Below are 20,834 nucleotides of genomic sequence, written 5' to 3'. Positions count from 1 at the left end.
CCGGAAGCCGGAAGCCGGAAGCCGGAAGCCGGAAGCCGGAAGCCGGAAGCCGGAACGCGGTACGCGGCAGCGGGCGGTGACCCCGGCGAGCGGACCGGCGGCGGTGACGTGCGGCCGGCGGTAGTGGCGTGGCGCGCCGCACCGCGTTCGCCGTGGCCGCCTGGATGCGCTGGGTGTGGACCGACCGCACCGACACCGGGGCCCCGCGACCTGGACGACCCGCTCGCCCCCGAGCTGCGGGCACCGCCGTCCAGGGCTGCACCTCGGCCGGCCAGGTCGTCGGCCGACTCCTCGCGGTCACCGAGGTCTTCGGCCCGGACCTGATCGCCGATCCGGTGGTCGTGACCCTGCTGACCGACGCACTGACCCTGCTGACCGCGGACGGCGCCCGAGCCGCCGCCCGCAGCGTCAGTGCTCGGTGGTGAGGTGCCGGGCCGCGGGGCTTCGGGTGTTGAGCCGGCACAGGGGGTCGCCGTGGGCGGACAGGTGGAGCCAGTGCGCGGTGAAGCGCTGTCCGCCGCTGCCGTACGTCCCGTGCTCCGTGCGTTCCTCGATGTGGAGGTCCGGCCAGGCGCACAGGGCGTGGTGGCCGTGCCTGGTGACCACGAGGCCGTGGTCGAAGATGTGCAGCCGCGTGTCGCGGTGGCGGAGCCGGCCTTCGGCCCGGATTCCGATGACGGGGATCGCCACCGCGCAGGCGAGGAGCACGGCCGCGATCGTATGGGCCGTCGTGGGGTACGGGCCGAGCAGCAGGCCGATACCCACCGCTGTCAGGGGGACCGCGAGAGCCGTCGAGGCGCATCCAAGTCCACCGGTACGACTGCCGAGTTGCTCTGTCAGGACGTGGCCGCCCAGGCGGTGCTCCTCGGCCGCATGCCGTGCGCGCGCGAGTGCCTCGCGGTCGGCCTCGTCCGCACGCGTTCCCCGAGCCATCGTCACCCCTTCCCCTGGCACAGCAGCGCTGCCGCGCGTACGAGACCAGTGTCCCCCGCCACGGCGTGTCAGGGTTGATTCCTTGGCACGCGGATAGGGCCCCGGGTGAGACGCGCGGGCTACGCTGGTACGCAGTGGTGTCGACTCGCCGGAGGGAGAGGGGCCATGAGGATACCGAGGTGGTTGCGGCCTCGCGCGAAACAGGCGGTACCGGTTGATCCCGTGGTGCAGCAGCCGCGGTTCCGGCCCGCGCAACACTTCGTGGTGCGCGTCGTGTTGGCATTGGAGACACCCGCGTCGGCCGACGCGATCGCGGCGGCGATCGACGTCGAGCGGGGCCTGGCCGCGGACGCCCCGGCTACCGGGAGGACATCGGCCGACGCCGTCCACGAGGTGCTGCGACAGATGGCCTCGGACGGACGCGTCACCGCGATGCGCCCGTTCCAGTGGCACGACAATCGCGTCCCGGTGCCGGGGTGTTGGGACAATTCCGACTGGTGGTGGCCCACGCACAAGTGGAACCAGCTGCGCAATTCCCGTAGCCAGCACCGAAGTTCGGGGACGACGTTCGGGGCGGCGGCGGCGAGCGACCGGCGCCGGCGGCCCCCGGAGAAGAGCGACGTGGCCAAGGCCGTCGACCGGGTCATCGCCGCGAACGACGCTCACTACCAGGCCCACAAGAACGACTTCGGCTCCAGCGGTTACTGAGGGCTCCTCACCCGGGACGTGATGGCGAGGACCGCGAAGCGAAGACCGTCCCCTGGCGATATCAGGTGGCGCTGTCGGAGCTTTCCACGGGGTAGGGGACGTAGGTGCGGCGGTCGGGGTCGACGGCGAGCCGGCCGCCGGCCGGTGGCCTGGCGCGCTGGGCGCAGTCGCGGCGTTCGCAGATCCGGCAGCCGAGGCCGATGGGGGTAGCGGCACGCGGATCGTCAAGCGCGATGCCTTCGGCGTAGACGAGCCGGTGGGCGTGGCGCAGCTCGCATCCCAGGGCTTCGGCGAATTCGGCGCGGGGCGCGTGGTGTCCCGCGCCGCCTCGGGAGACGGTGCGGGCGACCCAGAAGTAGCGTTTGCCGTCGGGCATTTCGGCGACCTGGGTGAGGATGCGGCCGGGGGAGGAGAACGCCGGACTGGGGGGAGGTCAGGTCGGCGGAGTCGATGAGGGTGTCGAGCAGCGGGCGCCGGCGCAGGACGTCCGCCGCCGTACGCGCCGAGCGAGATCGGCGACCCCAGCGCGCCGGGGCCTGGCTCGACGACGCCCTGGCCTCGAAGCGCAAGATCATGGGCTTCGGCCACCGCGTCTACAAGCGCGGCGACTCGCGGGTCCCGATCATGCAGGAGGCCACCGACCGCCTCGTCGCCCGCACCACCGACCCCGAAGCCGCGCGCCTGGCCGCCCTGCACGCCGCGCTGCGGCAAGCCATGGCCGACCGCAAGGGCATCCACCCCAACCTGGACTACCCGGCCGGCCTCGCCTACCACCTCATGGACTGCGACATCCCGGCCTTCACCCCGATCTTCGTGATGAGCCGCATCACCGGCTGGACCGCCCACATCACCGAACAGCTCGCCCACAACGCCCTGATCCGCCCCCTCGCCTCCTACGACGGCCGCCCCCAGCGCCCCGTCCCGAGCGCCTCCTGACCGGGCGCGACGACGGGGCGGCCCACGTCGGATCGTCACGCGGGTCGTCACTCAAGTCGTCAACTGAAACATAAGGAAGTTCATCCCCAAGGGTGCTTCCGTCGGTAACGTGGAATACCCGGATTCCAGGGTCGGCGGAAGCAACTGGGGGTGTCGCTGTGACGGATGACCATGGCCAGCAGCCGGAGTCCGGTGCGCGGGACGAGACCGGTGCGCCGCCTCCACCTCCGCCGCCCTTCCCCGCCCAGCCGCCCGCGGTTACCCCGCCGCCACCCCGGCCGCCCCACCCGCCGCAGCCGCCCGCGGCTATATCGCCGCCCTGGCCGTCGCTTCCGCCGCGGCCACCCGCGGTTCCTCCGCCGCCTGCCCGGCCTCCCACGGCGGGCGCGCCGGCCGGGTCCCCGCGCGCGGTGGCCGGGTGGTTACGGCAGTCGCGCGCCCGGTCCCTCACGGCCACGGGCGTCGCGCTGGCCGTACTGGCGAGCCTGCTGTACGTGCTGTGGCCGAGCGGGTCCAACGGATCGGGCGGGTCCGGGGACGCCAAGCACGAGGCGTCGGCTCCCCACGTGTCACCGGCCCGGCAGGGCGCGTCGGCGGCACGGGAGTTGAGCACCCTGCCCGCGGTGAACCTGTCGATGGTCTACGCCCCGGCCGAGCACCGGTCCATGACCCGGGCGAACCTCACGGTCAACAGCACAGGACAGGCGTCGGGAACCCTCAGCGAACCGGTGGCCGGGAAATCCACCCTCGCGTGGTCCGGCGACCAGCTCTACCTGAAGGGCGACTCGGCGTTCTGGGCACAGCAGGAACCCCTCTTCGGCACGGACCTGACCAGCACCGGCCACTGGGTGGCGCCGCAGAAGCGCTCCGGCTACTACATGCTCGACGGCTTCGGGGTGGACGCCGGCTCGCTGACGCCGGCCTCGCTCGCCGCGCTGGTCCGCCAGGTCACCTCCGACCCCGAGGCGGTGCGGGAGGACGGCGCGACGTTCCAGGGCCGTAACGCGGTCTCCTACACCTCTCAGGGCTGGACGGTCGTCCTCGCCGGTGCGGCCCCCTACTCCGTCCTCGCCATCGGCGGCGACCCCGGCGGCGACAGCCCCGTCAAGTCCGCCACCTGGCACTCCGCCCGGCGCACCGGGGACGCGGCGGTGCAGGCGGGCCCCCGTACGAACGCCGCGCCGGCCGACGACAGCGACTACGGCAGCTACCTGCTGCTGGAGCCGAAGCCGGCCACCACCGAGCAGGCCGGCTCGGTCCCCACCACCACCGCCTCGGCCGTGGCGACCGCCGTCCCGCCCGCCACGTCGGCCGAGGCGACGTCCAAGACGATGGGGCCCGACTTCACGATCACCAGCAACTCGCCGTACCTGTGCACGACCGACCCGTGCGCGTACTCCTTCACGGTCACCAACAGCGGTGACCAGGCGGGCGCGGCCACCCTCTATCTGACCCTTCCGCAGGTGCCCGACCAGCCCCACCCGCTGGGCACCTTGCAGCCCAAGCAGTCCAAGACGGTCAGCGGCTCCCGCCCCAACATCGCCCCGCCCGGCAAGACGGTGACCCACACCGACTACGCCTGGGTGTACTCGGCCGCCGAGTACGGCTCCGACCCGAAGGTCGGCAGCCGGCTGCACGCACGCAACCTCCAGCCGGACGACGTCTCGGTCGGCACGCCCCTGAAGCCCACCGTGGCGAAACTGCTGGACCAGATGACGAAGGACCGGCCGACGAGCGACACCGAGACGGGCAGCAAGGCGGTCGACGCGCTCGAAGGGGCCGACGACCAGGGCGAGTTGCCCGACCTGGGGGAGATCGTCGACTCCGGCCGGCTGGACAACCCGCAGGACCTGCGGACGATCCTTCCCACCACCGACAAGGTCGAGAACCAGCGCGTGCTGGAGCAGATCGCGGCTCTGCTCCTGGCCGACCCGCAGGCGCACGTCACCTGGAGCGTGCCGTCCACGACCGCAGGAGCGACCCCCCCGGCGGACTACCTCTACACGACCACCGAGCAGGGCCGGCCGGTCAAGCGCGCCGTGAAGACGGAAACGGTCCGCAGCCCGGCCGAACTCGGGTCGCAGGCACGCATAGGCGCCGCGCAGCTCAACGGCGAGCAGCCGGACTCCTCGGCCGGCGGAGGCCAGCGGGTGCGGTCCGGATACGAACGGGTGCTGCGCCTCGACCTCGAACCGTTCGTGGGCCCGCTGCTGGACCTGGCCACCACGCAGGACCTGGAGCATCTCCTGTCGACAGGGCGGCAGTTCCAGCAGCTGCGGGACAGCCTCTGCGAGGCGAACGGCGGCGGCCCCCGCGTCGACCGCCTCGTCATCGTCAACGGCGCCGGCACCCACCAGTGGACCGACCCGAGCCAGGTCGGCGCCCGCTGCGGCTCCGGCGGGGCCTCGCCGTCGCCGTCCCCGTCGACCAGCACCGAGCCGGACAGCAAGCCGACCTGCCTGACGCAGCGTCCTCCGGCCGGCGTCGCCGAGTCCAGCGGGGCGGGCTGGATCTACTACGCCCCCACCGGGTCGCACCAGCGGGCCACCGCGGCCACCGCGTGCCTGAAGAATCCGCTGGGCAAGGGCACCGCCTCCAACTCCAACAGCCCCGGCATGACCACGGCCCGCAACCGCGCGAAGGCACTGCTCCCGGGAGTGCCGGGGGTCCTGGTCAACAGCTGCCACCTGATCCCCAACGAGTTCGGCGGCCGCGGCATCCAACGCAACCTCACGCCGTGCTGGGCCACGCCCGTGAACGTCGGTGAGATGACGGACATCCAGACAGCGGTCCGCACCTTCCTCAACAAGCGAGGAACCGTGCGGATGACGGTGACCGCCCAGTACAAGGACGCCGCGGCCGTGATCCCGTACGCGTTCACCTTCCAGATCACCGCCTGGGACTCCCGCGGGAATCCGTACCCGCTCGCGGTGCCCGGCGGCGGCACGGTCCAGAATGTGAAGGGCGGAAAGAACCTCAGTCCCTGACAGGTGGTGGTCCGGTGGTGCGGGACGACATCGCCGCGTTCGCGCGGATCACCGGGGCCGCGCCCGGGACGGCCGGGCCGGCGCTGCCCTGGGCCGACACCCGGGCCGCGTACGGCCTCGACCTGCCCGCCGACTACCGGGCGTTCGTCGACGCCTACGGGCCCGGGACGGTGGGCAGCCGGCTCACCCCCCTGATCCCGCTGCCCCCGTGCGGCACCGGGACCGGGATCGCCGCCCTGGGACCCGTGCTGGACGCGGCCGCCGAGATCGGTGCCCTGCTGCGCGGCCTACGGGAGAAGTACCCGGACGCGTTCCCGTACTCCTTCCACCCCGAGCCCGGCGGCCTGCTCGCCTGGGGCGGCGGCGTCGGCGGCGAGCAGTGCTTCTGGCTGACCCAGCCCGCGGACCCGGACACCTGGCCGGTCGTGGTCTGGGACAAGGCGGACTGGCACCGCTACGACATGGGCATGGTCGCCCTGCTGAACCGCGCCCTCAGCGGGCACGACGCGTTCCTCGACGAACTGGTCGGCCCCAGGCCCGGCCACCCCCTGTGGAACCCCGAACCCTGATCCGCCCCGCCCCTTACCTGACACGGCGCCCGAGGAGCAGCCGCAGCTCCGAGAACCGTTCGGAACCGGTCAGCAGTTCCATTTGGACGAGCCGGGGCTGTAGTTGTCCGCGAGGTAGACGACCTTCCCCCGGGGAACGCAACTCCCGATGGGACTGCTGTAGTTGTGGTTCCGATACATGGTGACACCCGCGCCCGAGGTGCCGTTGTTGTAGACGGCGTACGTGAACTTCCCGTCCTGGACCCAGGAGCAGTTGTCCCAGTCGGGGGCGTCGTCCTCCCACTTGCACGGATGGGTGTCACCACTGAACTGATAGGCGCAGAAGTACTTGCTGGGACAGGCGCTCGTGCTGATGCCGGACGGCGCGGCCGAAGCCGGAGCGACGGTCGCGGCGGTCACGGCCCCGACGGTGACAGCGGCAGCCGCGGCACACCGCGCCGCGCGTGATCGAATGCGCATTTCTTTCCTTCCGATCGACTCACCAGCCGATTCTGAGCGCCCCCACCTCAAACCGCATTCGCCGACAGCGCACACCTCTTGGCCCCCAGCGCAACGGAGCCGAACCCGTCGGCGACGAAGCCCGGGCCCCTTGCCCCCGTCAGGGCAGGCGAGCCGGACTGCGAGCAGCCGTTTCACAGCCGCTGCGCCGGAGCTCTGACCATGCGGCTGCGGCGGATGAGCGGTGTGCGTGCGTTCGGACGCGGTTCTTGAACCGTCTCGGAAATGCGTTGCCGACGGCGGCGGGTGGCAGCAGGGTGGCCTGGTGAGTACCGACGACGAAGTCCGCCAAGCGGCCCACGGCGTGGCCGACCTGTTCGCGCACGGGCGGCTGACCGCCATCCCGCGTCGCCCCGTCCGACGCGAGCAACTGCTCGACTACCTCGCCGCCCGCTTGTTCACGGCCGGCCGCGACTACACCGAGCAAGAGGTGAACGAGGCCATCGCCACCGTGCACGAGGACACCTCCGCGCTGCGCCGCTACCTGATCGAGGCGGGATTCCTCGGGCGCACCAGAGACGGCGCGGTCTACCAGCGCCTGCGCTGAGCCGACCCCGCCGCCGGCAGCCAGCCGCCGCATCCGTTGACATTGGCCGGTGCCGAGGGCTTCCCGGTGGGGGCGTCGCGGATGTGGGCTCACCAAGCGTCGGCAATCTTGCCGGAATATATCGCTTCAGTGCGGTTTTGCAGTTCTGGTAGGAACTGGGTTATGGCGGTGGTGTCGGGGTGCCCTGAGGTGCGGGCCATGAGCTCGGTCCGGCTGATGATCGCGCCGTAGTGGGTTCCTTCGCGGGGGCATACCGCGATGTGCTCGGTGCCGTCGTCGTCGGTGACGATGTAGAGGCCAGGGTCTTCCCCGGGGTCGGCCCGTATGAGGCGCTGTACGTCGTCCGCGGTGATGTGCAGGGCCATGCGCGCACGGTAGGCGACCCTGGTTTCCCTTGTCGAGATGATCGGCGTGCTGGGGCACCTGCGTTCGCGTGCGCGCGTTCGTTCGTGGGGCGGGTGGTGGTCAGGCCATGTGGAGGGTGCGCTGGATTCTGTGGTGGACGAGGGTCGCGAGATCGTCGGTCACGGCTTGGGGGTGGGTGATGTCCTCGACGGCTTGGTAGAAGGCGAGGATGCTGCCGGTGCGGACGATGGTGATCGCGGTTCCTCGGAACGGTTCCTCGTCGTCGCCGAGGAAGTAGGCGGCAGAGGCGTCGCCGGCGTGCGGGGCGGGCAGCGGGCGGACGGTGAAGTGTTTGAGCCAGCCGGTGGCGGACGAGGCGGAGAAGTGGCGGCAGCGGCCGAGGGTGGTGGTGAGGTCGTCGACCCATGCGGTGGCATCGTGGCGGGTGTGGCTGGTGAGGGTGATCAGGTCGGGTGCGGGCGCGGTGGTGTCGCCGCTGGCGGTTGCCCAGACCTGGGCGAGGCGGGGGTACTTCGTGTCGTAGCTCATGGTGTCGGCGACGAGCTGGCAGGTGGCGGGAGTGGCGGTGACCAGATCGTCGGGGGTGAGCAGCATCATGTCGTGCGCGGTCATCGGCAGGCCGGGTATGTCGTTCCGGCCTGGAAGCGCTGTCCGGAGCTGATCCTTGCTCACCAGCGTTTCGGCGGGCGCGGTGTGCGCGGGTTGGACGGTGTGCCGACTGGTGGGTGTCGCGCCGGGCGTGTCGTGTGTGCTTCCGCAGCCGGCGGTGGCGCCGATGATGCCGGCGCAGGCTGCGGCGATCGACCAGGCGGCCCAGCGTGTGGTGCTCACGTGATTCCTCCCCTGCCCGGAGCCTGCTGCGGCTCCGGGGATGACCTCTGCGGTGCGCTGATCATGCCAGAACCCGGTCGGATGCCGGTCCGTCGAGGCCGTGCGACGGGCCGTGGGAAGGGGCTGGCGGGTCGACAGGTCGTCGATGGTTCGGGCCAGTGGACTCAGGGGCTGCGCGAGCCCGGCCGGCGAACTGGACCTGGAGGCGTGGGTCTTGGTGGGGAGGGTGGTCAGGCTGGCTGTCGCGAGCCGTGGCCGATGTCCCGGTGAAGTCGATGACCTTGTGGAGTGGAACTCCTGGTCACCGCACCGACACCACGTTCGCAGGTTCAGTAGTCTCTGCCGGATCGGTTCGAGCGCGCACAGGGGCAGAAGGCAGGGCCAGGGTGGGGATAGGAAGAAGCGGCGCGCTGGGCGCCGCGGCGGTGATGGCCGTCGCGGTTCTCGGCGGCTGTTCCGCTGGGGGTACGGACACCACGAAGGCGAAGGTGGTCGGGGGCGCGTCGTTGCCCGTCACCAGCACGCCGCGTCCGTACGTGGGGAAGCTGTCGTTCGTGTACCACGGGACGCAGCCGGAGAAGGAGACGATCAATCAGATCGTGGACATCAGGAACGACGACGACAGGTCCGTCGTTCCGGTCCTCGCCTTCACCCCGCTGGACAAGCACCACAAGGCGCTGCCGCAGGTGAAGGTCCGCACGGTGTACGGCTCGGACCGGGGCACCCTCGTCGTTCCGTACGGGTGGGGCATGGACATCCTGCGCTTTTCGGGTCCCGGTGCCCATGAGGTTGCCGACGTCCGGGCACGTGTCGTCAGTGTCGTGCCGGCCCGAATCCGGGCGGGTGTTCATGACGTCACGGTCCAGCCGCTGGATGCGCAAGGCCGCAAGGTCGACAAGTTCCACCAGTTCACGGCGCTACGGCTCTCGAACACCGACGGCTTCCCGGTGTCCGTACGCTTGGCGTACCTGGTCTACGATCAGCCGCCCAAGGGCCAGACGCAGCAGGCCGTGGTCGTCGTGCCGGTCGGTGGGCTGACGCGCGTGCCCGCCCACGGAACGGCGCTCGTGAAGGTCACCGGCGCCGCGGCGGCGGCCGTCGCCCGGTACTCCAACGGTCCCGCTGTGAGCATCAAGCCGTACAACTCGCAGTAGGACCGCGGGTGGGTCGGCCGAGGTTACCGTGGAGCGAACGACGCCGAGCCGCCTGGCAGTTGAGCGCCTCACCACCTCACCACCGCGCGGCGGCGAGGCTGGGTGAGGCGCTCTTCGCTGGGAGGGACAGCTGAACCGACGAACGTGATCGGTGCCGGCGAGTATCCCGCCTCTTCCGCTGGGCCTGGACATACGCGTCATCGTCACCCGTCCGTACGGACCCGGGATTCGCGGCCCGGCGCTGCCCGGCCGCAGGCCCTTGCCGAAGCGGCGTCAGCGGTACACGAGCAGGTGGTCACACGTGGTCGTGCCGTCGTGGAGCGAGTCGTCGCTGCTGAGGACGTAGAAGGACCCGGCGAACCCGGCGGCCGTCATCTTCGGCACCACGATCAGTGTCTGCCTCGCCATGTCCAGCCCGGCCGGGTTCACCACGTACCGGTACAGCAGCGTGAAGAGGTTCTGCCCGAGGTCGGGCAGCTTGAGGACCCGGTACGTGCGGTCGCCGGAGCCCTCGGCCCCGGTGATGGCAGCTTGGTACTGCGGGGAACCCCAGTGTGAGAGTTGCGTGGCGATACGGGACATCTTTTCGAGGTCCTGCAGCCGCGCCTGCGTACTCGGCCGGACGCCGGCCATGTGGATGTGCAACTGCTGGAGTTGCCGGGAGAGCGCCGAATTGATGCCCAATCCGATATTCGGGTACTGCACCGGAACGCTCCCGCCGCTCCGGGCGTTCTGCCACGCGTCGTTCCAGTAGTTCGCCGCACCGGAGGTCTCGAGAAACGGGCATTCGATACCAGTGATCCGGCATGTGGGGACCAGGAGATAGTTGTGCCGGGTTTCGGGCATGCCGTGCAGGATGATGTAATCCGCGCTCATCTTGAGGCAGTTGGGCTTGAGTTGCGGCGGGGGCGGAACTGTCCCGTGCACGCAGAACTGCACGTCGTTCCACAGCGGGTCCTTGTCGGTGGGCTTACCGCAAAGGGGCTGGAACTGGGCAGGAGGACAGGGGCTCGGACCTGCCCCGGGAGGGGAGGTGGGGCAGGAGTCGGCCGGCGACTCCGCGTGCGCCGGGTCGGCCGCCGAGGCGGCGCCCCCGAGCGGCCCCGCACCGGCCAGGAGAGCCGCCGCACCGACGGCTCCGGAGAGCGCGACGAATTGACGGCGCGGCACCTCGCGCGCGTTGCTGGGGTCGTTCATGCGCGATCTCCCTTGGTGGTGGCCGATGCTTTGGTCGTGGCGGTGAGCGAAATGGAACAGCCGGACGGAATTTGCCCTTCACTGATTCACTCACAGGATATGCGACCGGGAGAAACCTGCCCATCGACTGAATGGGTGAGCTTCACGTGACGCGATCGAGCCGTCGGCCCGTCAGGGCGGCCGGCGCGCGGGGATGTTCACCGAGAGAAACTGTTTCGGCCCGAGTCCGAAGAGCCGTGGTCGACGTGGAAATAGCGCCGTACGTTCTCGTGCTTCTTGGGGTTGGAAGCCAGGTAGTCGGTGAGCCGAGGGGCCCGCGCCGCCGGTCACTGAGCCTTTTCAGCGTTGCCTCTCCAGGGTGAGGACGGCTTTGGCGATGACGGTCATGCGGTTGGGGCTGATGCGTGGTCTGCGGAAGGTCTGCCAGGACTTCAGCCGTGCCATTGCCGCGTTCGACTGGTGCTCTGGTCTGGGCGAGGGCTCGGTTGATGGTGCGCCGGGTGGGGGCGAGTTCTCTGCCAGGTGGTCGTTTGACGCCGGTGGTGACGTGCGTGCCAGCATCGGTGTAGGCACGGTCGGCGAGGACGGGGACGCCCTAGAGTGCGCAGATTCGGACGATCTTGTGGGTCCGAGCGACGGTAAGGTCGTGGGTGCGGCCCGGCAAGGCCGCCGAGATCCACAGGAGTTCACCGTCGGGATGAGTGAGGACCTGGACGTTCACGCCGTGCCGGCGGTGCTTGGCGGAGTAGTCGGCGCGGCTGTCGCCGACGCGGGCGCACTCGGCGAGCGTCCGGTCGAGGAGTACGAAGTCCGGGTCGTTCTCGCGCAGGGTCTTCAGCGGGCCCGGTGCCCGCTCGGCGAGCAGGTCGGTGACGGTGGTGGCGTAGGCGTGGGCGGTGCCGACGGATACGCCGAAGGCCTCAGCGATCCTGGCGAGGTGTCGTGGTGGCGCAGGTACACGAGTGCGACGAGCGCCGCCCGTCGGTGCGGCGGGAGCTTGCACCGTGGGTCACCCTCGCGCGCCACCAGGAGCATCGTGATCCACTCGACCAGGCGTGGGGGAGGTCGAGTACGGCAGGATATGGAACCAACGAGGCTTCCTCGCTGTTGAGGTGAGACGTGGAAAACCGCACACAACGGCAAGGTAGCCCTGCGGGTTGTGGCACCCACCCGACCTGCCCGACCAGTGGCCACACTGAAACGCTCGCTTATGGGTGACGACGGTACGATCCGCGGTGGCGCGGCCCGCGGCTGCCGGAAAGGAACGAGGCCGTGAAGAAATACATACTCTTCGACCATGATGGTGTCTTGGTCGACACCGAGTTCTGGTATTTCAGGTCCGCGGAACGCGCCCTGATGGAGGCCGGTTTCACGCTGGACAAGGATCAGTACCTCCGGGACATGGCCCGGGGATCGGGCTCTTGGGCCCAAGCCAAGACGGCCGGCATCGACGATCGGACCCTCAGCCGGGTTCGCGAGGCCCGCAATAGCTACTACCAGGAGTACCTGCGGACCGAGGCCATCGAGATCGACGGCGTCGTCGACACTCTCGCCGAGCTGTCGAGGTACGTCCGCATGGCCATCGTGACGACCGCGAAACGGGCCGACTTCGACATCATCCATGAAGAGCGCCAGATGAGGCAGTTCATGGATTTCGTCATTGTTCGCGAGGACTACGAACTCGCCAAGCCGCACCCGGAACCGTACCTGGCCGGGCTCAAACGTTTCGGTGCCGCCAGGGAGGAGACCCTGGTCGTGGAGGATTCGGCCAGAGGGCTGACCTCGGCTGTGGCGGCCGGTATCGACTGCGCCGTTGTCCATAACGAGTTCACGAAGACGAACGACTTTTCCCAGGCAAGCTACCGGATCGACAGCCTGAGCGAATTGAAGCGCGTCCTTGTCGACGAAAGCTGACCGCCTTGGCGCGGAGCCCGTACCGGGTGAGCCGGGTGCGGGCCGCACCCACGACCTTACCGTCGCTCGGACCCACAAGGAGGCCGGCAGGGCGATGACGGGGGCCGAAGCCCGCTGCGGGAGGACGTTTCTTGGCCCGCGGGCTATCTCACGCCGATGATGCCCCACGCGCGGCGCTGGGCCTCGGCCGTCACCTCGCCCCACTGGGACAGCAGGTCCGCCCATTCCTCGAAGGTGCCGCTCCAACGCCCAGGTTCGGCCGCGTGACGGTCGAAGCACGGGCGCAGCTCCTCCAGGCGCGGTGATACCCGGCGCCAGAGATCGGCTGCGACTGCGGCACTGTCCGGGGAACAGGCGGTGAGCAGATCCGGGGGAGCTTCGGGGTCGGTCCCCAGCAGCCGGGCCCCGTCGGTGTTCTCCGGCAGGCCGTAGAAGTCGTAGAGCAGATCCAGCCGCCCCAGGAAGTCGTCCAGTGCCGCGCGCAGCGGCCACCCGGGGAAGTGCCGGCGGACTTTGTCCCAGCGTTCCACGGCCCAGAAGTGCGCCTTGTAGAGGGACATGGTTCCGCGGAAGTCGAAGCCGATCCGCCAGTCCGCGCCCTGCGGCGGCAGGAGCAGGCCGGTGCCGGGGACGGGCAACCAGTCGATGTCGTCCAACGCGGCATGGTCGAGCAGGCTGAGCCGGTCCCGGGCGGGGACCGCCGTCACCCGGCCCCAGTCGACGAGCATGACGGTGATGTCGGTCCCCATGACGCCGGAGCGTATACCGGCCACCTACCGACCCACTCCCTGTTCAGGTGGAGTGCCTGCGTGCACCCGGACAAGGGGAGCCTGGACCAACCGGACCAACCGGATCGAGCGGGCCGGCGCGAGCAAGGAGAAGTCGAATCCCCGTGACCTGCTGTTCGACCAGAAGCAGCACCATCAGGTGGATGCCTCGGCAGCAGGAACGAGCGCCGGCCCCCACAGCGGCTGTCAGCACCGAGCCGGTCCCTGTCCACGCGGACCAGGCCGGTGGACGCGGTCACCCCGATGTGTGGACGAGGTGGATGAACTCGCCTTGGCCGTCCGCGAGTAGACCGGCTGCCTGTTCCACCGGGATGAAGCGGCACCGGAAGACCAAGCCGTAGTCCTCGTCGCTCTCTTGGCCCGCGACGGTATGCGTCCACGTGTCGCGCGTCTCGGTGCTGCGCGCGTGGAAGAACACGGTCACCTGTGGCTGGCCGGTGTGTGGATGCGGGCGCTGCTGCACGGCGAGCGCCGGCCCCACTGACACGGCGGCTGCGCCGGTCTCCTCCGTGATCTCCCTCAGAACGGCTTCGGTCAGGAGTTCCCCGGGATCGACGCCTCCTGCCGGGACTTGGGTCCCGGCGTCGGGATGGTCCCGGTGGTCGAAGACGAGAAGCTCCAGCCCACGAGGCGCGCTGCGGGTCACGTAGGCGGCTGTCCTGACGCGCGCGGGTTGCATCGAGACTTCCTTTCAGCGGACTTGTGCGACGCGGTGTCGGCGGCGGGGAGGGACGGGTCGTCACCTGATCGAGCCACGCAGGTACCTCCCCGGTGACCGTAGCCGCGCAGACGCGTCGGGGACACCGGACTTTCGGTGGGCCGGGAGGGTTCTCCAGCAAGCGGGCTTCCGCAACCGCTATTTGGCGTTGTTGGACTTGCCGGAGCAGGATCGGCGGATCGATCCGGGCGCCTGGCGACAGCTGAACCGGCTGGACAGCGAGGACGCGACGGTGGGACGGTCGGGACCTTTCGGTACGCCGTGCTCGGTCACGGCCCCAACTTGGGGCGCGCCCGCCCGACGCGGGAGAACGTGAACTTCTACGAGCAGGCGAACGAACTCCACAACCTCGCTCACCTGCTCCGGACCTGCTCGGCGGAACGGCTGGGATCGGATACGGCCCGCTCCGCGCGATCGACCCGAACGGCGTGTCAGGCATTCTCCTGGCCGGCCTGAGACGATGGACGGGATCATGTGGATGACCGCAACAGAGGGGGAGATCTTGGTCGGTCTGGTGTTGCTCGGGGTTCTGGTGCTTGCCGTCGGCGGGTGCGTATGTGTGGTGTGGGCGGAGCGCGGCGGGCCCCGCTGGGTCCGCGGTGTGGCTGCCGTGACGCTTGCTGCGGGCGATCTGGTGCGTCGTTCGGAGAGGAAGCGGCGCCGGAGCCTGAAGGGGACCTCTGGCGGCGGTGACTAGGAACGGGAAGCGCTCTGAACCGGGCGGAGGACCAGGCAGTGGACCATGCAGAGCCCCGAGACCAGGACGCGGTCTACCCGCCCGGGCCGCAGCCGCACGCTGTCGGCGACCAGCCCGCGAGAATCGGGTTCCGCGGGCTGATCCGTCGATCTGACGCGACGAAGCTGGTCGGAGAGGGATCGGGATCTGTCCGCCAACGGATCGCTGTCCGCAGGTCGTTGCCGGTGATAGAGGGCGATGACAAGCGCGCGCTCGATGATGTCCCTCTCGTTCCAGTCCAGGGGGACGCTGCCCGGAAGTAGAACGACGGTCACATCTCCCGAATCCGCTGCCGCCACCACGCTGCCGCATGCCATGAACTCACGGATGCGGCCCTTGGATCGGGCAGCGTACGACGCAGGAACTCCGCATCGAGTCGGGCGACGATACCGCCCAGCCCTCCCCGCGCTGCGGGCGGGAGCCGACGGAGCGCTTCTTCGAGGGTGTCCCGAGCGTCCGTCGGGTCGCAACAAGGGCAATCGTGCCAGGGCAGATACAGGTGTCGGCCGGGCCTGCGGAGGAAACCCTCGTACCGCTGCAGGGCGTCAGCAACAACACCGAGCCCCAGATAGCGGGCTTCGATCTGCTTGATGGCCGTCTGAGTCCGGCGGGGAATCCCCGGAATCCGGCGGACGGGACGAATGTTGCTGCGGGCTGGCCACCGCCGAGCGCGGATGGCGCCGGGCGGCCTACGCGCCATCGGCCTTTCGGGTCTGCGTCATGGCACCCATCATGCCAGGGCTCACGGTGACAGTCAGCGGGTGCCCGGCAGAGAACGACAGCACCAGCCCGGCTACCCACAACCAGAAGACCCTGACCACCGGTCAACGGTCAGCTCTCAGCGACCTCGACAACGGACTGGTCGATGTCGCCACCCGCACCATCGCCGCCGAGGTGGTGCGGCCGACCACCAAGCCGGTGGACGCCTGAAGGGCGTCCCGTATGACCGCGCGGTCAGCTCTCACCGGCCCGGTCGGTGCGGTGGTGGGCGAGGAGCCAGTCGTAGAGATCGGGGTTGTCGTAGGTCTGGGTCCAGGAGTCGTGCCCGACACCCGGGTACCGGGTGAAGCGGACGTCTGAGCCGAGGGCCTCAAGGCCTGCCACGATCTCCTCGGTGAACTTGATCGGGACGGTCGTGTCCTCCTCGCCGTGAAAGGTCCAGACCGGTAGGTGACGAAGGCTGCCGACGTCTTGGTCCCGCAGGCCCCCGCAGATCGGGACGATGGCGGCGAAGCGCTCGGGGTAGCGGATGGCCAGGCTCCAGGTGCCGAAGCCGCCCATGCTCAGGCCGGTGACGTAGATGCGGGAGGGGTCGATGCGGTAGTCGGCGGCGACGTCATCGAGGAGCCCGCCCAGCGTGTCCACCTCGGCGACCCATTGGCTGGATTCGGGGCACTGCGGGGTGGCGATCACGAAGGGGAACTCGTGGCCGGCCTCGGCCAGTTTCGGGATGCCGTGGCTCATCGCCGCGTCCAGATCGGAGCCGCGTTCGCCGGCGCCGTGCAAGAACAGCACCAGCGGCCACCTGCGCTCGGCGTCGGAGTCGTAGTCCGCCGGCAGGTGGAGGAGGTAGGGCAGGGCGTCAGCGAGGGCCGGGGCGGGGTCGCCGTCGAGCAACTCGAGCGTGTGCGCAGCCGGGGTGACGCTTCGGAGCTTGCGCATCACATGCACCTCAATCTGATGTGGCAGCGTGTCAGATAATCAGCCGGGGCCGGTCGCATCGTGCCCGTTCGGCAGGGCAGGTCAAGAAAGCCGGCTCGCGCGGCCGCACCTGGCCCAGGGCCTCGGAGAACGTGCTGGTCAGGGTGGTGGCGTCGGCCAGGCCCGCGAGGAGGCGCGAGCCGGCGCGGTCGACCACCCCGTGGCAGTCAGGGCTGACGACGAGTTGGGGGCGCGACCAGGTCGTGTGCACGCAGAATCCGCCTTCGTGCTGGAACGACTGGAACCTTGGACCAGCCTCATCGTTGCAGTTCGGAAGGCACTTTCGCTTGACCGATCATGATGCGGGCACGACCTCACATGAGACACGCCGGCTATGGCTGAAACAGCTTCCACTGCCCCTCGGAGACGACCTCGACGCTGCCGTCGACCACCTTGACAGCGCTCTCATCGTCGATCGCGTACGTCGGGGCGGGGATGTGTGCCGCCCACTTCTCGGCGTTGGCCAGGGAGGCGTCGGGATGCCCCGGGTTCTCCAGGTGCGGGATCACCGCGAAGTCGACGAGTCCCGCTCCTCGGCCCGTGACGAGGAGTCTGTCAACGTCGCCGTCAGGCGTGGCGAAGACGACCTCCTGCGAACTCACCGGCCCTTCGTTCCCGCGGGGCGGTTCGGGGTAGGTCTCGACGAAAGTGGTGGCGGCGGCGATGCTCCCGGCGCTCACCCCCACGTAGACCGCCTCGGGGCGCAGCGACGGCAGCAGGCCGGTCAGACCGGAGCGGCGCATCCAGCCGGCCAGGAACAGGGGGTCGCCGCCCCACACCAGCAGCGCGTCGGCGTCCCGCACCGTGGGTACCCAGGCGGCCTCCTTGATGCTCGGCAGCACCGACAGCTCCAGGACCCCCAGGGACTTCCAGCCCAGATCAGCCAGCAGCGACGAACTCCGGCCGCTGAGCGCTCGCCAGGCCATCCCGGGGCCGCCGGGGAAGGGATAGACGGCGGTGGGGATGAACAGCGCGTTGGATTCGGCGATCGGTTTGCCCAGCAGATCCTCCAGCGCGTCGCGGATGCTGCGGTTCTGGATACCGGATGACGTGAGGAGAGCTTTCATGGCCTTGCCTTCCTGGGGTGCCCTGATGAGGTGCCCGACGTGCCCACCGGGGATGACGGCCGGGTCTCGGACCCTAGTACTCGGCACTGACACTGCTCGGCGCCCAGGCACTCCGTGCGGGCGTACCGGTGGGCGGCTGCCTACGGCACGTCGCAGGACATCGCCTTCGACCCGGAGTTGGAGGCCACTTCCAGGGGCGTGGCGCACGCGGGGGTACCGGGGATCATCAGAGCATCGAGATTCACGTCGAGGGCTACCCGGTGGCGCCGGAGCTGATCCTCACTCCCCGGGGGCAGTTCGAACGGGACGCGTCTCGTCGTGAACTCCGCCCACTCACACGATTACTTCTGGATTGGAGACGGCAGGGATGGGGACCTGGCCGTCGCCCTGGTGGTGCTGCGGATCGTCGTTCTGGAGGTGAACGGCCGGCCACCGTGCAGATCACCGGGATGCCGGCCAAGCACCGGGTTTCGCCGATCCGGGGCCTGACCCGGACGAGTTGGCCGGGCCGGTCAGGCGGGTCCGCCGGTGCGCGGAGTACGAGCGTCTGCCGGGTGACGGCCCGGACGAGGTACGCCCGCGGATCGTGGACCTGCGACCGGTCGACGTCGGCCCACCGCAGCCAGGTCTCCTGCAGCACGTCCTCCGCATCGGCCGCGGAGCCGAGCATCTCGTAGGCGACGGTGAACAGAAGGCTGCGGTGGGCGACGAACGGGTCCTCAGTCATTGCGGGGACCTACGCGGGACGTCGCCGGGCGGTTGGCCAGCGGGATCTCGCAGGCGTCGGAGAATCCCTGGGAGGTGACCCCGTTCGCCACGTTGGCCCTGGTCGCCAGGTTGACGTAGGCGATGAACGCGGTGAGCTCCACCATCGCCGGCGTCCCGAGCCGCTCGAGAAGGGCGGCGTACTGCTCGTCGGTGACAGTCGGCGGTGTGTTCGTCATCGCCTCGGAGTACCCCATGACGTCGCGCTCCAGCGGCGTGAACACGTCCGCTTCACGCCAGCGCGGCACCTGGCTCGCCTTGGCCAGGTCCAGGTTCTCGTTCTGCGCCTGGAAATAGCCGACGTCCAGGCACCAACTGCAGCCGACCTGCGACGCGACGGCCATGTGCGCGAACGACTTCAGGCCCGGGTCGACCGCATCCCACGCCCCCACCTTGGCGCCGAACTCCAGATTGTCCTGGGCCACCCGAGGGCTGTGCCACAGCACTTCGACGTTCTCGGGCACGGAGCCCAGTTGCTTGATCATGTTCTCCTCGAGCTCGGCGGGGAGCTCGGCCTTCGGCAGTCGCAGCGTCATGGTGTCTCTCCTTGCACGCGTCTCTGTGGGGCTGTTCGGCGTGAAGACACCGCCCGGTCCCCGCATGTGACAACCACCGCCGCCCCGACGTGCGCCCGCGGCCCGCGGCCTGTTCGTAGGGACTGCTGCTGATTCTCGCGGATATCCACGGGCCCCAAGATCGTCAGCTGCACGTGCGTGAGGCCTTCGGCAACTGCACGACGTAGGTCTTGGCGCAGCCGGTCATGCTCCGGAGAGCCCGGGAGAGCTTGCGACCTGCCACACCCCTGATCGCTGTCCCGCAAATCGACATCGAGGCAGAGCCGTCCGGCTGGGAAGAGGGGAGAGCGGTGCGGTCCGGTACGTGCCGTCGCCGACGTACGGGGGACGGGACCTGGACGGGCTACGAACGGCGGCGGGGTTTACCGCGCCTGGCGCTGCCCGTACTGCCGCTCTTGCCGGTGGGCTTCGCCCCGGAACCGGAACCGGACCCGCCGCGTGCGGGCTTGCGGCGCCCTTCCGCCGCCTTGTCGGGCCGCTTGCCCTTGCCCTTGTCCGTGCCCTGCGTACCCTGCCTGCCCTCTGCGGTCCGGGCCGGAAGCGGGCGACCGCGGGTGCTGTTGACGGTGCGCCCGCGCACGATGCCGATGAGGTGTTCCACCAGGTCGGTGGTCTCCTCCTGCGGCCAGGACAGGGCGACTCGGGACTCGGGGGCGTCCGGGACCGGCCGGTAGGTGAGGTCCCTGCGGTGGTGCAACCGGGCCAGGGACTGGGGGACGAGCAGCAGGCCCACGCCTGCCGCGACCAGTTCCACGGCGTCCGCGGTGGTGGCGGGGCGCTCCTTCGCGGGCTGTCCCGGCAGGGTCTCCCAGGTGAGGGTGGAGTCCAGAGGGTTCAGTACGACGTCGTCGGCGAGGTCGTCCAAGGTCACCTCGTCGACCGCCGCGACGAGGTGGTCCTTGGGGACGACGACCACCGTCGTCTCCGTGTAGAGGGGGATCGCGCTGAGGTCCGGCCCGTCGACCGGCAGCCGTACGAATCCGGCGTCCGCGCCGGACTCGCCGCCGTCCCGCAGCACGCCGAACGCCTCTGCGGCGGTCACCGGCACCAGGGTGAGCGGGATCTCCGGCAGGCGCTCGTTCCAGATCCGGATCCACTTGGTCGGCATCACGCCCGGAACGTAGGCGAGCCGGAACGAAGACGAAGGAGGGGGCACTTCCGAACCTGTCACCACAGAAGGTTATCCGTTGGTGGTCGGAGGCGGCACGCGCGCTCGTTACCCTTGACGGCATGACGTCGCAGCAGACCACCCAGACCATGAAGCCCGCGACAGCGGCGAAGAAACTGGGTGTGTACCTCCAGGCCACACCCGCCGAGTTCCAGGAGGGTGTCGTCTCCCGCACCGAGCTGAGCGCACTCCAGGCCGAGCCCCCCGAGTGGCTGGTGGACCTGCGGCGCAACGGACCGCACCCTCGGCCGGTGGTCGCGTCGAAGCTCGGCGTGTCCATCACGGGCCTCGCGCGCGGCGGCGTCACCGAAGCGCTCACCACCGAGGAGATCGAGGCGCTGAAGCAGGACCAGCCGGAGTGGCTGGTCCAGGAGCGCGCCGTGCAGGCCGAGTTCCGCAAGGAAGCGGTGCGGATCAAGGAGAAGAACGCGGAGCGCGCCGCCCGTACCCGCTGACCGGCACCGCCCTCTCCACCACAGCCGGCAGGTTCCGGCCCCCACCGGTTGGCGCCGGGGCGCTGGTCGTAGCACTCGTCCGGCAGCGGCTCTGCCCCTGCGTCTCACAGGGAACGGCGGCGACGTCGTCCACGACTCGTGCAGCGCCGGCCGGGTGGGGAAGGTGCAGGACCGCGACCGGCGCGCCGCCCGCCGCCAGGTGACCGGCCGGGCCCGGGCCC

The 20,834-nt window shown here is 69.9% G+C and carries 22 protein-coding genes and 4 pseudogenes; 11 read left to right on the top strand and 15 right to left on the bottom strand.

What is annotated here, in order from left to right; all coding sequences use genetic code 11:
• The first annotated feature begins 128 nt into the window (after positions 1-128).
• Positions 129-425: a hypothetical protein gene (locus tag OG370_RS00660; RefSeq protein WP_328459429.1), complete on the top strand. Its 297-nt coding sequence runs from the start codon at positions 129-131 to the stop codon at positions 423-425.
• On the opposite strand, the gene OG370_RS00655 is transcribed toward OG370_RS00660, so the two are convergent.
• Entirely contained in the window at positions 409-765 is a 357-nt protein-coding gene (locus OG370_RS00655; RefSeq protein ID WP_328459427.1) for a hypothetical protein, read from the bottom strand. The genes OG370_RS00660 and OG370_RS00655 overlap by 17 nt on opposite strands.
• A gap of 390 nt (positions 766-1,155) precedes the next feature.
• On the opposite strand from OG370_RS00655, the gene OG370_RS00650 reads away from it, so the two are divergent.
• Positions 1,156-1,641 carry a hypothetical protein gene (locus tag OG370_RS00650; protein ID WP_328459425.1) on the top strand — a complete coding sequence of 162 codons (486 nt, stop codon included), beginning with the start codon at positions 1,156-1,158 and terminating at the stop codon, positions 1,639-1,641.
• 61 nt (positions 1,642-1,702) lie between these two features.
• On the opposite strand, the pseudogene OG370_RS00645 reads toward OG370_RS00650, so the two are convergent.
• Positions 1,703-2,059: pseudogene (locus OG370_RS00645) on the bottom strand (DUF2083 domain-containing protein); the annotation flags it as partial.
• A gap of 101 nt (positions 2,060-2,160) precedes the next feature.
• Here OG370_RS00645 and OG370_RS00640 point away from each other — a divergent pair.
• The 3 genes and pseudogenes from OG370_RS00640 to OG370_RS00630 all read left to right on the top strand — a co-directional run.
• Positions 2,161-2,577 (top strand): annotated as a pseudogene (locus OG370_RS00640) (citrate/2-methylcitrate synthase); the annotation flags it as partial.
• Between the two features lie 410 nt (positions 2,578-2,987).
• A complete protein-coding gene (locus tag OG370_RS00635; protein WP_328459423.1) occupies positions 2,988-5,564 on the top strand; it encodes a DNA/RNA non-specific endonuclease in 2,577 nt (858 codons plus the stop codon).
• A gap of 14 nt (positions 5,565-5,578) precedes the next feature.
• Entirely contained in the window at positions 5,579-6,133 is a 555-nt protein-coding gene (locus tag OG370_RS00630) for a hypothetical protein (RefSeq protein ID WP_328459421.1), read from the top strand.
• A gap of 69 nt (positions 6,134-6,202) precedes the next feature.
• Here OG370_RS00630 and OG370_RS00625 read toward each other — a convergent pair whose 3' ends face one another.
• A complete protein-coding gene (locus OG370_RS00625) occupies positions 6,203-6,532 on the bottom strand; it encodes a peptidase inhibitor family I36 protein (protein ID WP_328459419.1) in 330 nt (109 codons plus the stop codon).
• 364 nt (positions 6,533-6,896) lie between these two features.
• Between OG370_RS00625 and OG370_RS00620 the strand changes: the two genes are divergently transcribed.
• Complete coding sequence (locus tag OG370_RS00620) at positions 6,897-7,178, top strand: DUF2087 domain-containing protein (protein ID WP_328459417.1); 282 nt, start codon at positions 6,897-6,899, stop codon at positions 7,176-7,178.
• A gap of 89 nt (positions 7,179-7,267) precedes the next feature.
• On the opposite strand, the gene OG370_RS00615 is transcribed toward OG370_RS00620, so the two are convergent.
• Both OG370_RS00615 and OG370_RS00610 read right to left on the bottom strand, forming a co-directional pair.
• The gene (locus OG370_RS00615; protein ID WP_328459414.1) at positions 7,268-7,543 is read right to left on the bottom strand and encodes a hypothetical protein; all 276 of its coding nucleotides are present in this window, start codon (positions 7,541-7,543) and stop codon (positions 7,268-7,270) included.
• Between the two features lie 100 nt (positions 7,544-7,643).
• Positions 7,644-8,375: a hypothetical protein gene (locus OG370_RS00610; RefSeq protein ID WP_328459412.1), complete on the bottom strand. Its 732-nt coding sequence runs from the start codon at positions 8,373-8,375 to the stop codon at positions 7,644-7,646.
• A 386-nt stretch (positions 8,376-8,761) separates the two neighbouring features.
• Between OG370_RS00610 and OG370_RS00605 the strand changes: the two genes are divergently transcribed.
• Positions 8,762-9,529 carry a hypothetical protein gene (locus tag OG370_RS00605; protein WP_328459410.1) on the top strand — a complete coding sequence of 256 codons (768 nt, stop codon included), beginning with the start codon at positions 8,762-8,764 and terminating at the stop codon, positions 9,527-9,529.
• A gap of 273 nt (positions 9,530-9,802) precedes the next feature.
• On the opposite strand, the gene OG370_RS00600 is transcribed toward OG370_RS00605, so the two are convergent.
• Positions 9,803-10,726, bottom strand: a complete 924-nt coding sequence (locus tag OG370_RS00600; protein ID WP_328459408.1) for a CDP-diacylglycerol diphosphatase — start codon at positions 10,724-10,726, stop codon at positions 9,803-9,805.
• Between the two features lie 339 nt (positions 10,727-11,065).
• Positions 11,066-11,817: pseudogene (locus OG370_RS00595) on the bottom strand (transposase family protein).
• A 181-nt stretch (positions 11,818-11,998) separates the two neighbouring features.
• Here OG370_RS00595 and OG370_RS00590 point away from each other — a divergent pair.
• Positions 11,999-12,640: an HAD family hydrolase gene (locus OG370_RS00590; protein WP_328459406.1), complete on the top strand. Its 642-nt coding sequence runs from the start codon at positions 11,999-12,001 to the stop codon at positions 12,638-12,640.
• Between the two features lie 143 nt (positions 12,641-12,783).
• Here OG370_RS00590 and OG370_RS00585 read toward each other — a convergent pair whose 3' ends face one another.
• Both OG370_RS00585 and OG370_RS00580 read right to left on the bottom strand, forming a co-directional pair.
• Positions 12,784-13,389 carry a hypothetical protein gene (locus OG370_RS00585; protein ID WP_328459404.1) on the bottom strand — a complete coding sequence of 202 codons (606 nt, stop codon included), beginning with the start codon at positions 13,387-13,389 and terminating at the stop codon, positions 12,784-12,786.
• A 274-nt stretch (positions 13,390-13,663) separates the two neighbouring features.
• A complete protein-coding gene (locus OG370_RS00580) occupies positions 13,664-14,107 on the bottom strand; it encodes an NUDIX hydrolase (RefSeq protein WP_328459402.1) in 444 nt (147 codons plus the stop codon).
• Positions 14,108-14,624: 517 nt separating this feature from the next.
• Between OG370_RS00580 and OG370_RS00575 the strand changes: the two genes are divergently transcribed.
• Together OG370_RS00575 and OG370_RS00570 are read left to right on the top strand one after the other, a co-directional pair.
• On the top strand, positions 14,625-14,843 hold the full coding sequence (locus OG370_RS00575; protein ID WP_328459400.1) for a hypothetical protein: 219 nt from the start codon (positions 14,625-14,627) through the stop codon (positions 14,841-14,843).
• Positions 14,844-15,629: 786 nt separating this feature from the next.
• Entirely contained in the window at positions 15,630-15,812 is a 183-nt protein-coding gene (locus OG370_RS00570; RefSeq protein WP_328459398.1) for a hypothetical protein, read from the top strand.
• A gap of 24 nt (positions 15,813-15,836) precedes the next feature.
• On the opposite strand, the gene OG370_RS00565 is transcribed toward OG370_RS00570, so the two are convergent.
• The 6 genes and pseudogenes from OG370_RS00565 to OG370_RS00540 form a co-directional block, all read right to left on the bottom strand.
• Positions 15,837-16,544: a dienelactone hydrolase family protein gene (locus OG370_RS00565; protein ID WP_328459396.1), complete on the bottom strand. Its 708-nt coding sequence runs from the start codon at positions 16,542-16,544 to the stop codon at positions 15,837-15,839.
• A 31-nt stretch (positions 16,545-16,575) separates the two neighbouring features.
• Positions 16,576-16,794 (bottom strand): hypothetical protein, encoded by a 219-nt coding sequence (locus OG370_RS00560; RefSeq protein WP_328459394.1) that lies wholly within the window; start codon positions 16,792-16,794, stop codon positions 16,576-16,578.
• A gap of 121 nt (positions 16,795-16,915) precedes the next feature.
• Positions 16,916-17,650, bottom strand: a complete 735-nt coding sequence (locus OG370_RS00555) for a Type 1 glutamine amidotransferase-like domain-containing protein (RefSeq protein ID WP_328459392.1) — start codon at positions 17,648-17,650, stop codon at positions 16,916-16,918.
• 541 nt (positions 17,651-18,191) lie between these two features.
• Positions 18,192-18,377: pseudogene (locus OG370_RS00550) on the bottom strand (sigma factor); the annotation flags it as partial.
• On the bottom strand, positions 18,370-18,951 hold the full coding sequence (locus OG370_RS00545; RefSeq protein ID WP_328459390.1) for a carboxymuconolactone decarboxylase family protein: 582 nt from the start codon (positions 18,949-18,951) through the stop codon (positions 18,370-18,372). The pseudogene OG370_RS00550 and the gene OG370_RS00545, both read right to left, overlap by 8 nt.
• Before the next feature lie 382 nt (positions 18,952-19,333).
• Positions 19,334-20,161: a LysR family substrate-binding domain-containing protein gene (locus OG370_RS00540; protein ID WP_328459388.1), complete on the bottom strand. Its 828-nt coding sequence runs from the start codon at positions 20,159-20,161 to the stop codon at positions 19,334-19,336.
• 59 nt (positions 20,162-20,220) lie between these two features.
• Here OG370_RS00540 and OG370_RS00535 point away from each other — a divergent pair, with 59 nt between their 5' ends.
• Positions 20,221-20,613, top strand: coding sequence for a DUF5997 family protein (locus OG370_RS00535; RefSeq protein ID WP_328459386.1), 393 nt, complete (start codon positions 20,221-20,223; stop codon positions 20,611-20,613).
• Positions 20,614-20,834 lie beyond the last annotated feature (221 nt).

It is taken from the genome of Streptomyces sp. NBC_00448 (assembly GCF_036014115.1).
Classification (GTDB): Bacteria; Actinomycetota; Actinomycetes; order Streptomycetales; family Streptomycetaceae; genus Actinacidiphila.
Note: the sequence above shows the minus strand (reverse complement) of the source record. Positions and strands in the feature narration are given on the sequence as shown.

Bases quoted from the DNA above. Each gene is read 5' to 3' on its own strand.
- OG370_RS00615 (WP_328459414.1), bottom strand. From the start codon at position 7,543: ATGGCCCTGCACATCACCGCGGACGACGTACAGCGCCTCATACGGGCC.
- OG370_RS00600 (WP_328459408.1), bottom strand. From the start codon at position 10,726: ATGAACGACCCCAGCAACGCGCGCGAGGTGCCGCGCCGTCAATTCGTC.
- OG370_RS00545 (WP_328459390.1), bottom strand. From the start codon at position 18,951: ATGACGCTGCGACTGCCGAAGGCCGAGCTCCCCGCCGAGCTCGAGGAG.
- OG370_RS00555 (WP_328459392.1), bottom strand. From the start codon at position 17,650: ATGAAAGCTCTCCTCACGTCATCCGGTATCCAGAACCGCAGCATCCGC.
- OG370_RS00580 (WP_328459402.1), bottom strand. From the start codon at position 14,107: ATGCAACCCGCGCGCGTCAGGACAGCCGCCTACGTGACCCGCAGCGCG.
- OG370_RS00575 (WP_328459400.1), top strand. From the start codon at position 14,625: ATGACCGCAACAGAGGGGGAGATCTTGGTCGGTCTGGTGTTGCTCGGG.
- OG370_RS00535 (WP_328459386.1), top strand. From the start codon at position 20,221: ATGACGTCGCAGCAGACCACCCAGACCATGAAGCCCGCGACAGCGGCG.
- OG370_RS00565 (WP_328459396.1), bottom strand. From the start codon at position 16,544: ATGCGCAAGCTCCGAAGCGTCACCCCGGCTGCGCACACGCTCGAGTTG.
- OG370_RS00585 (WP_328459404.1), bottom strand. From the start codon at position 13,389: ATGGGGACCGACATCACCGTCATGCTCGTCGACTGGGGCCGGGTGACG.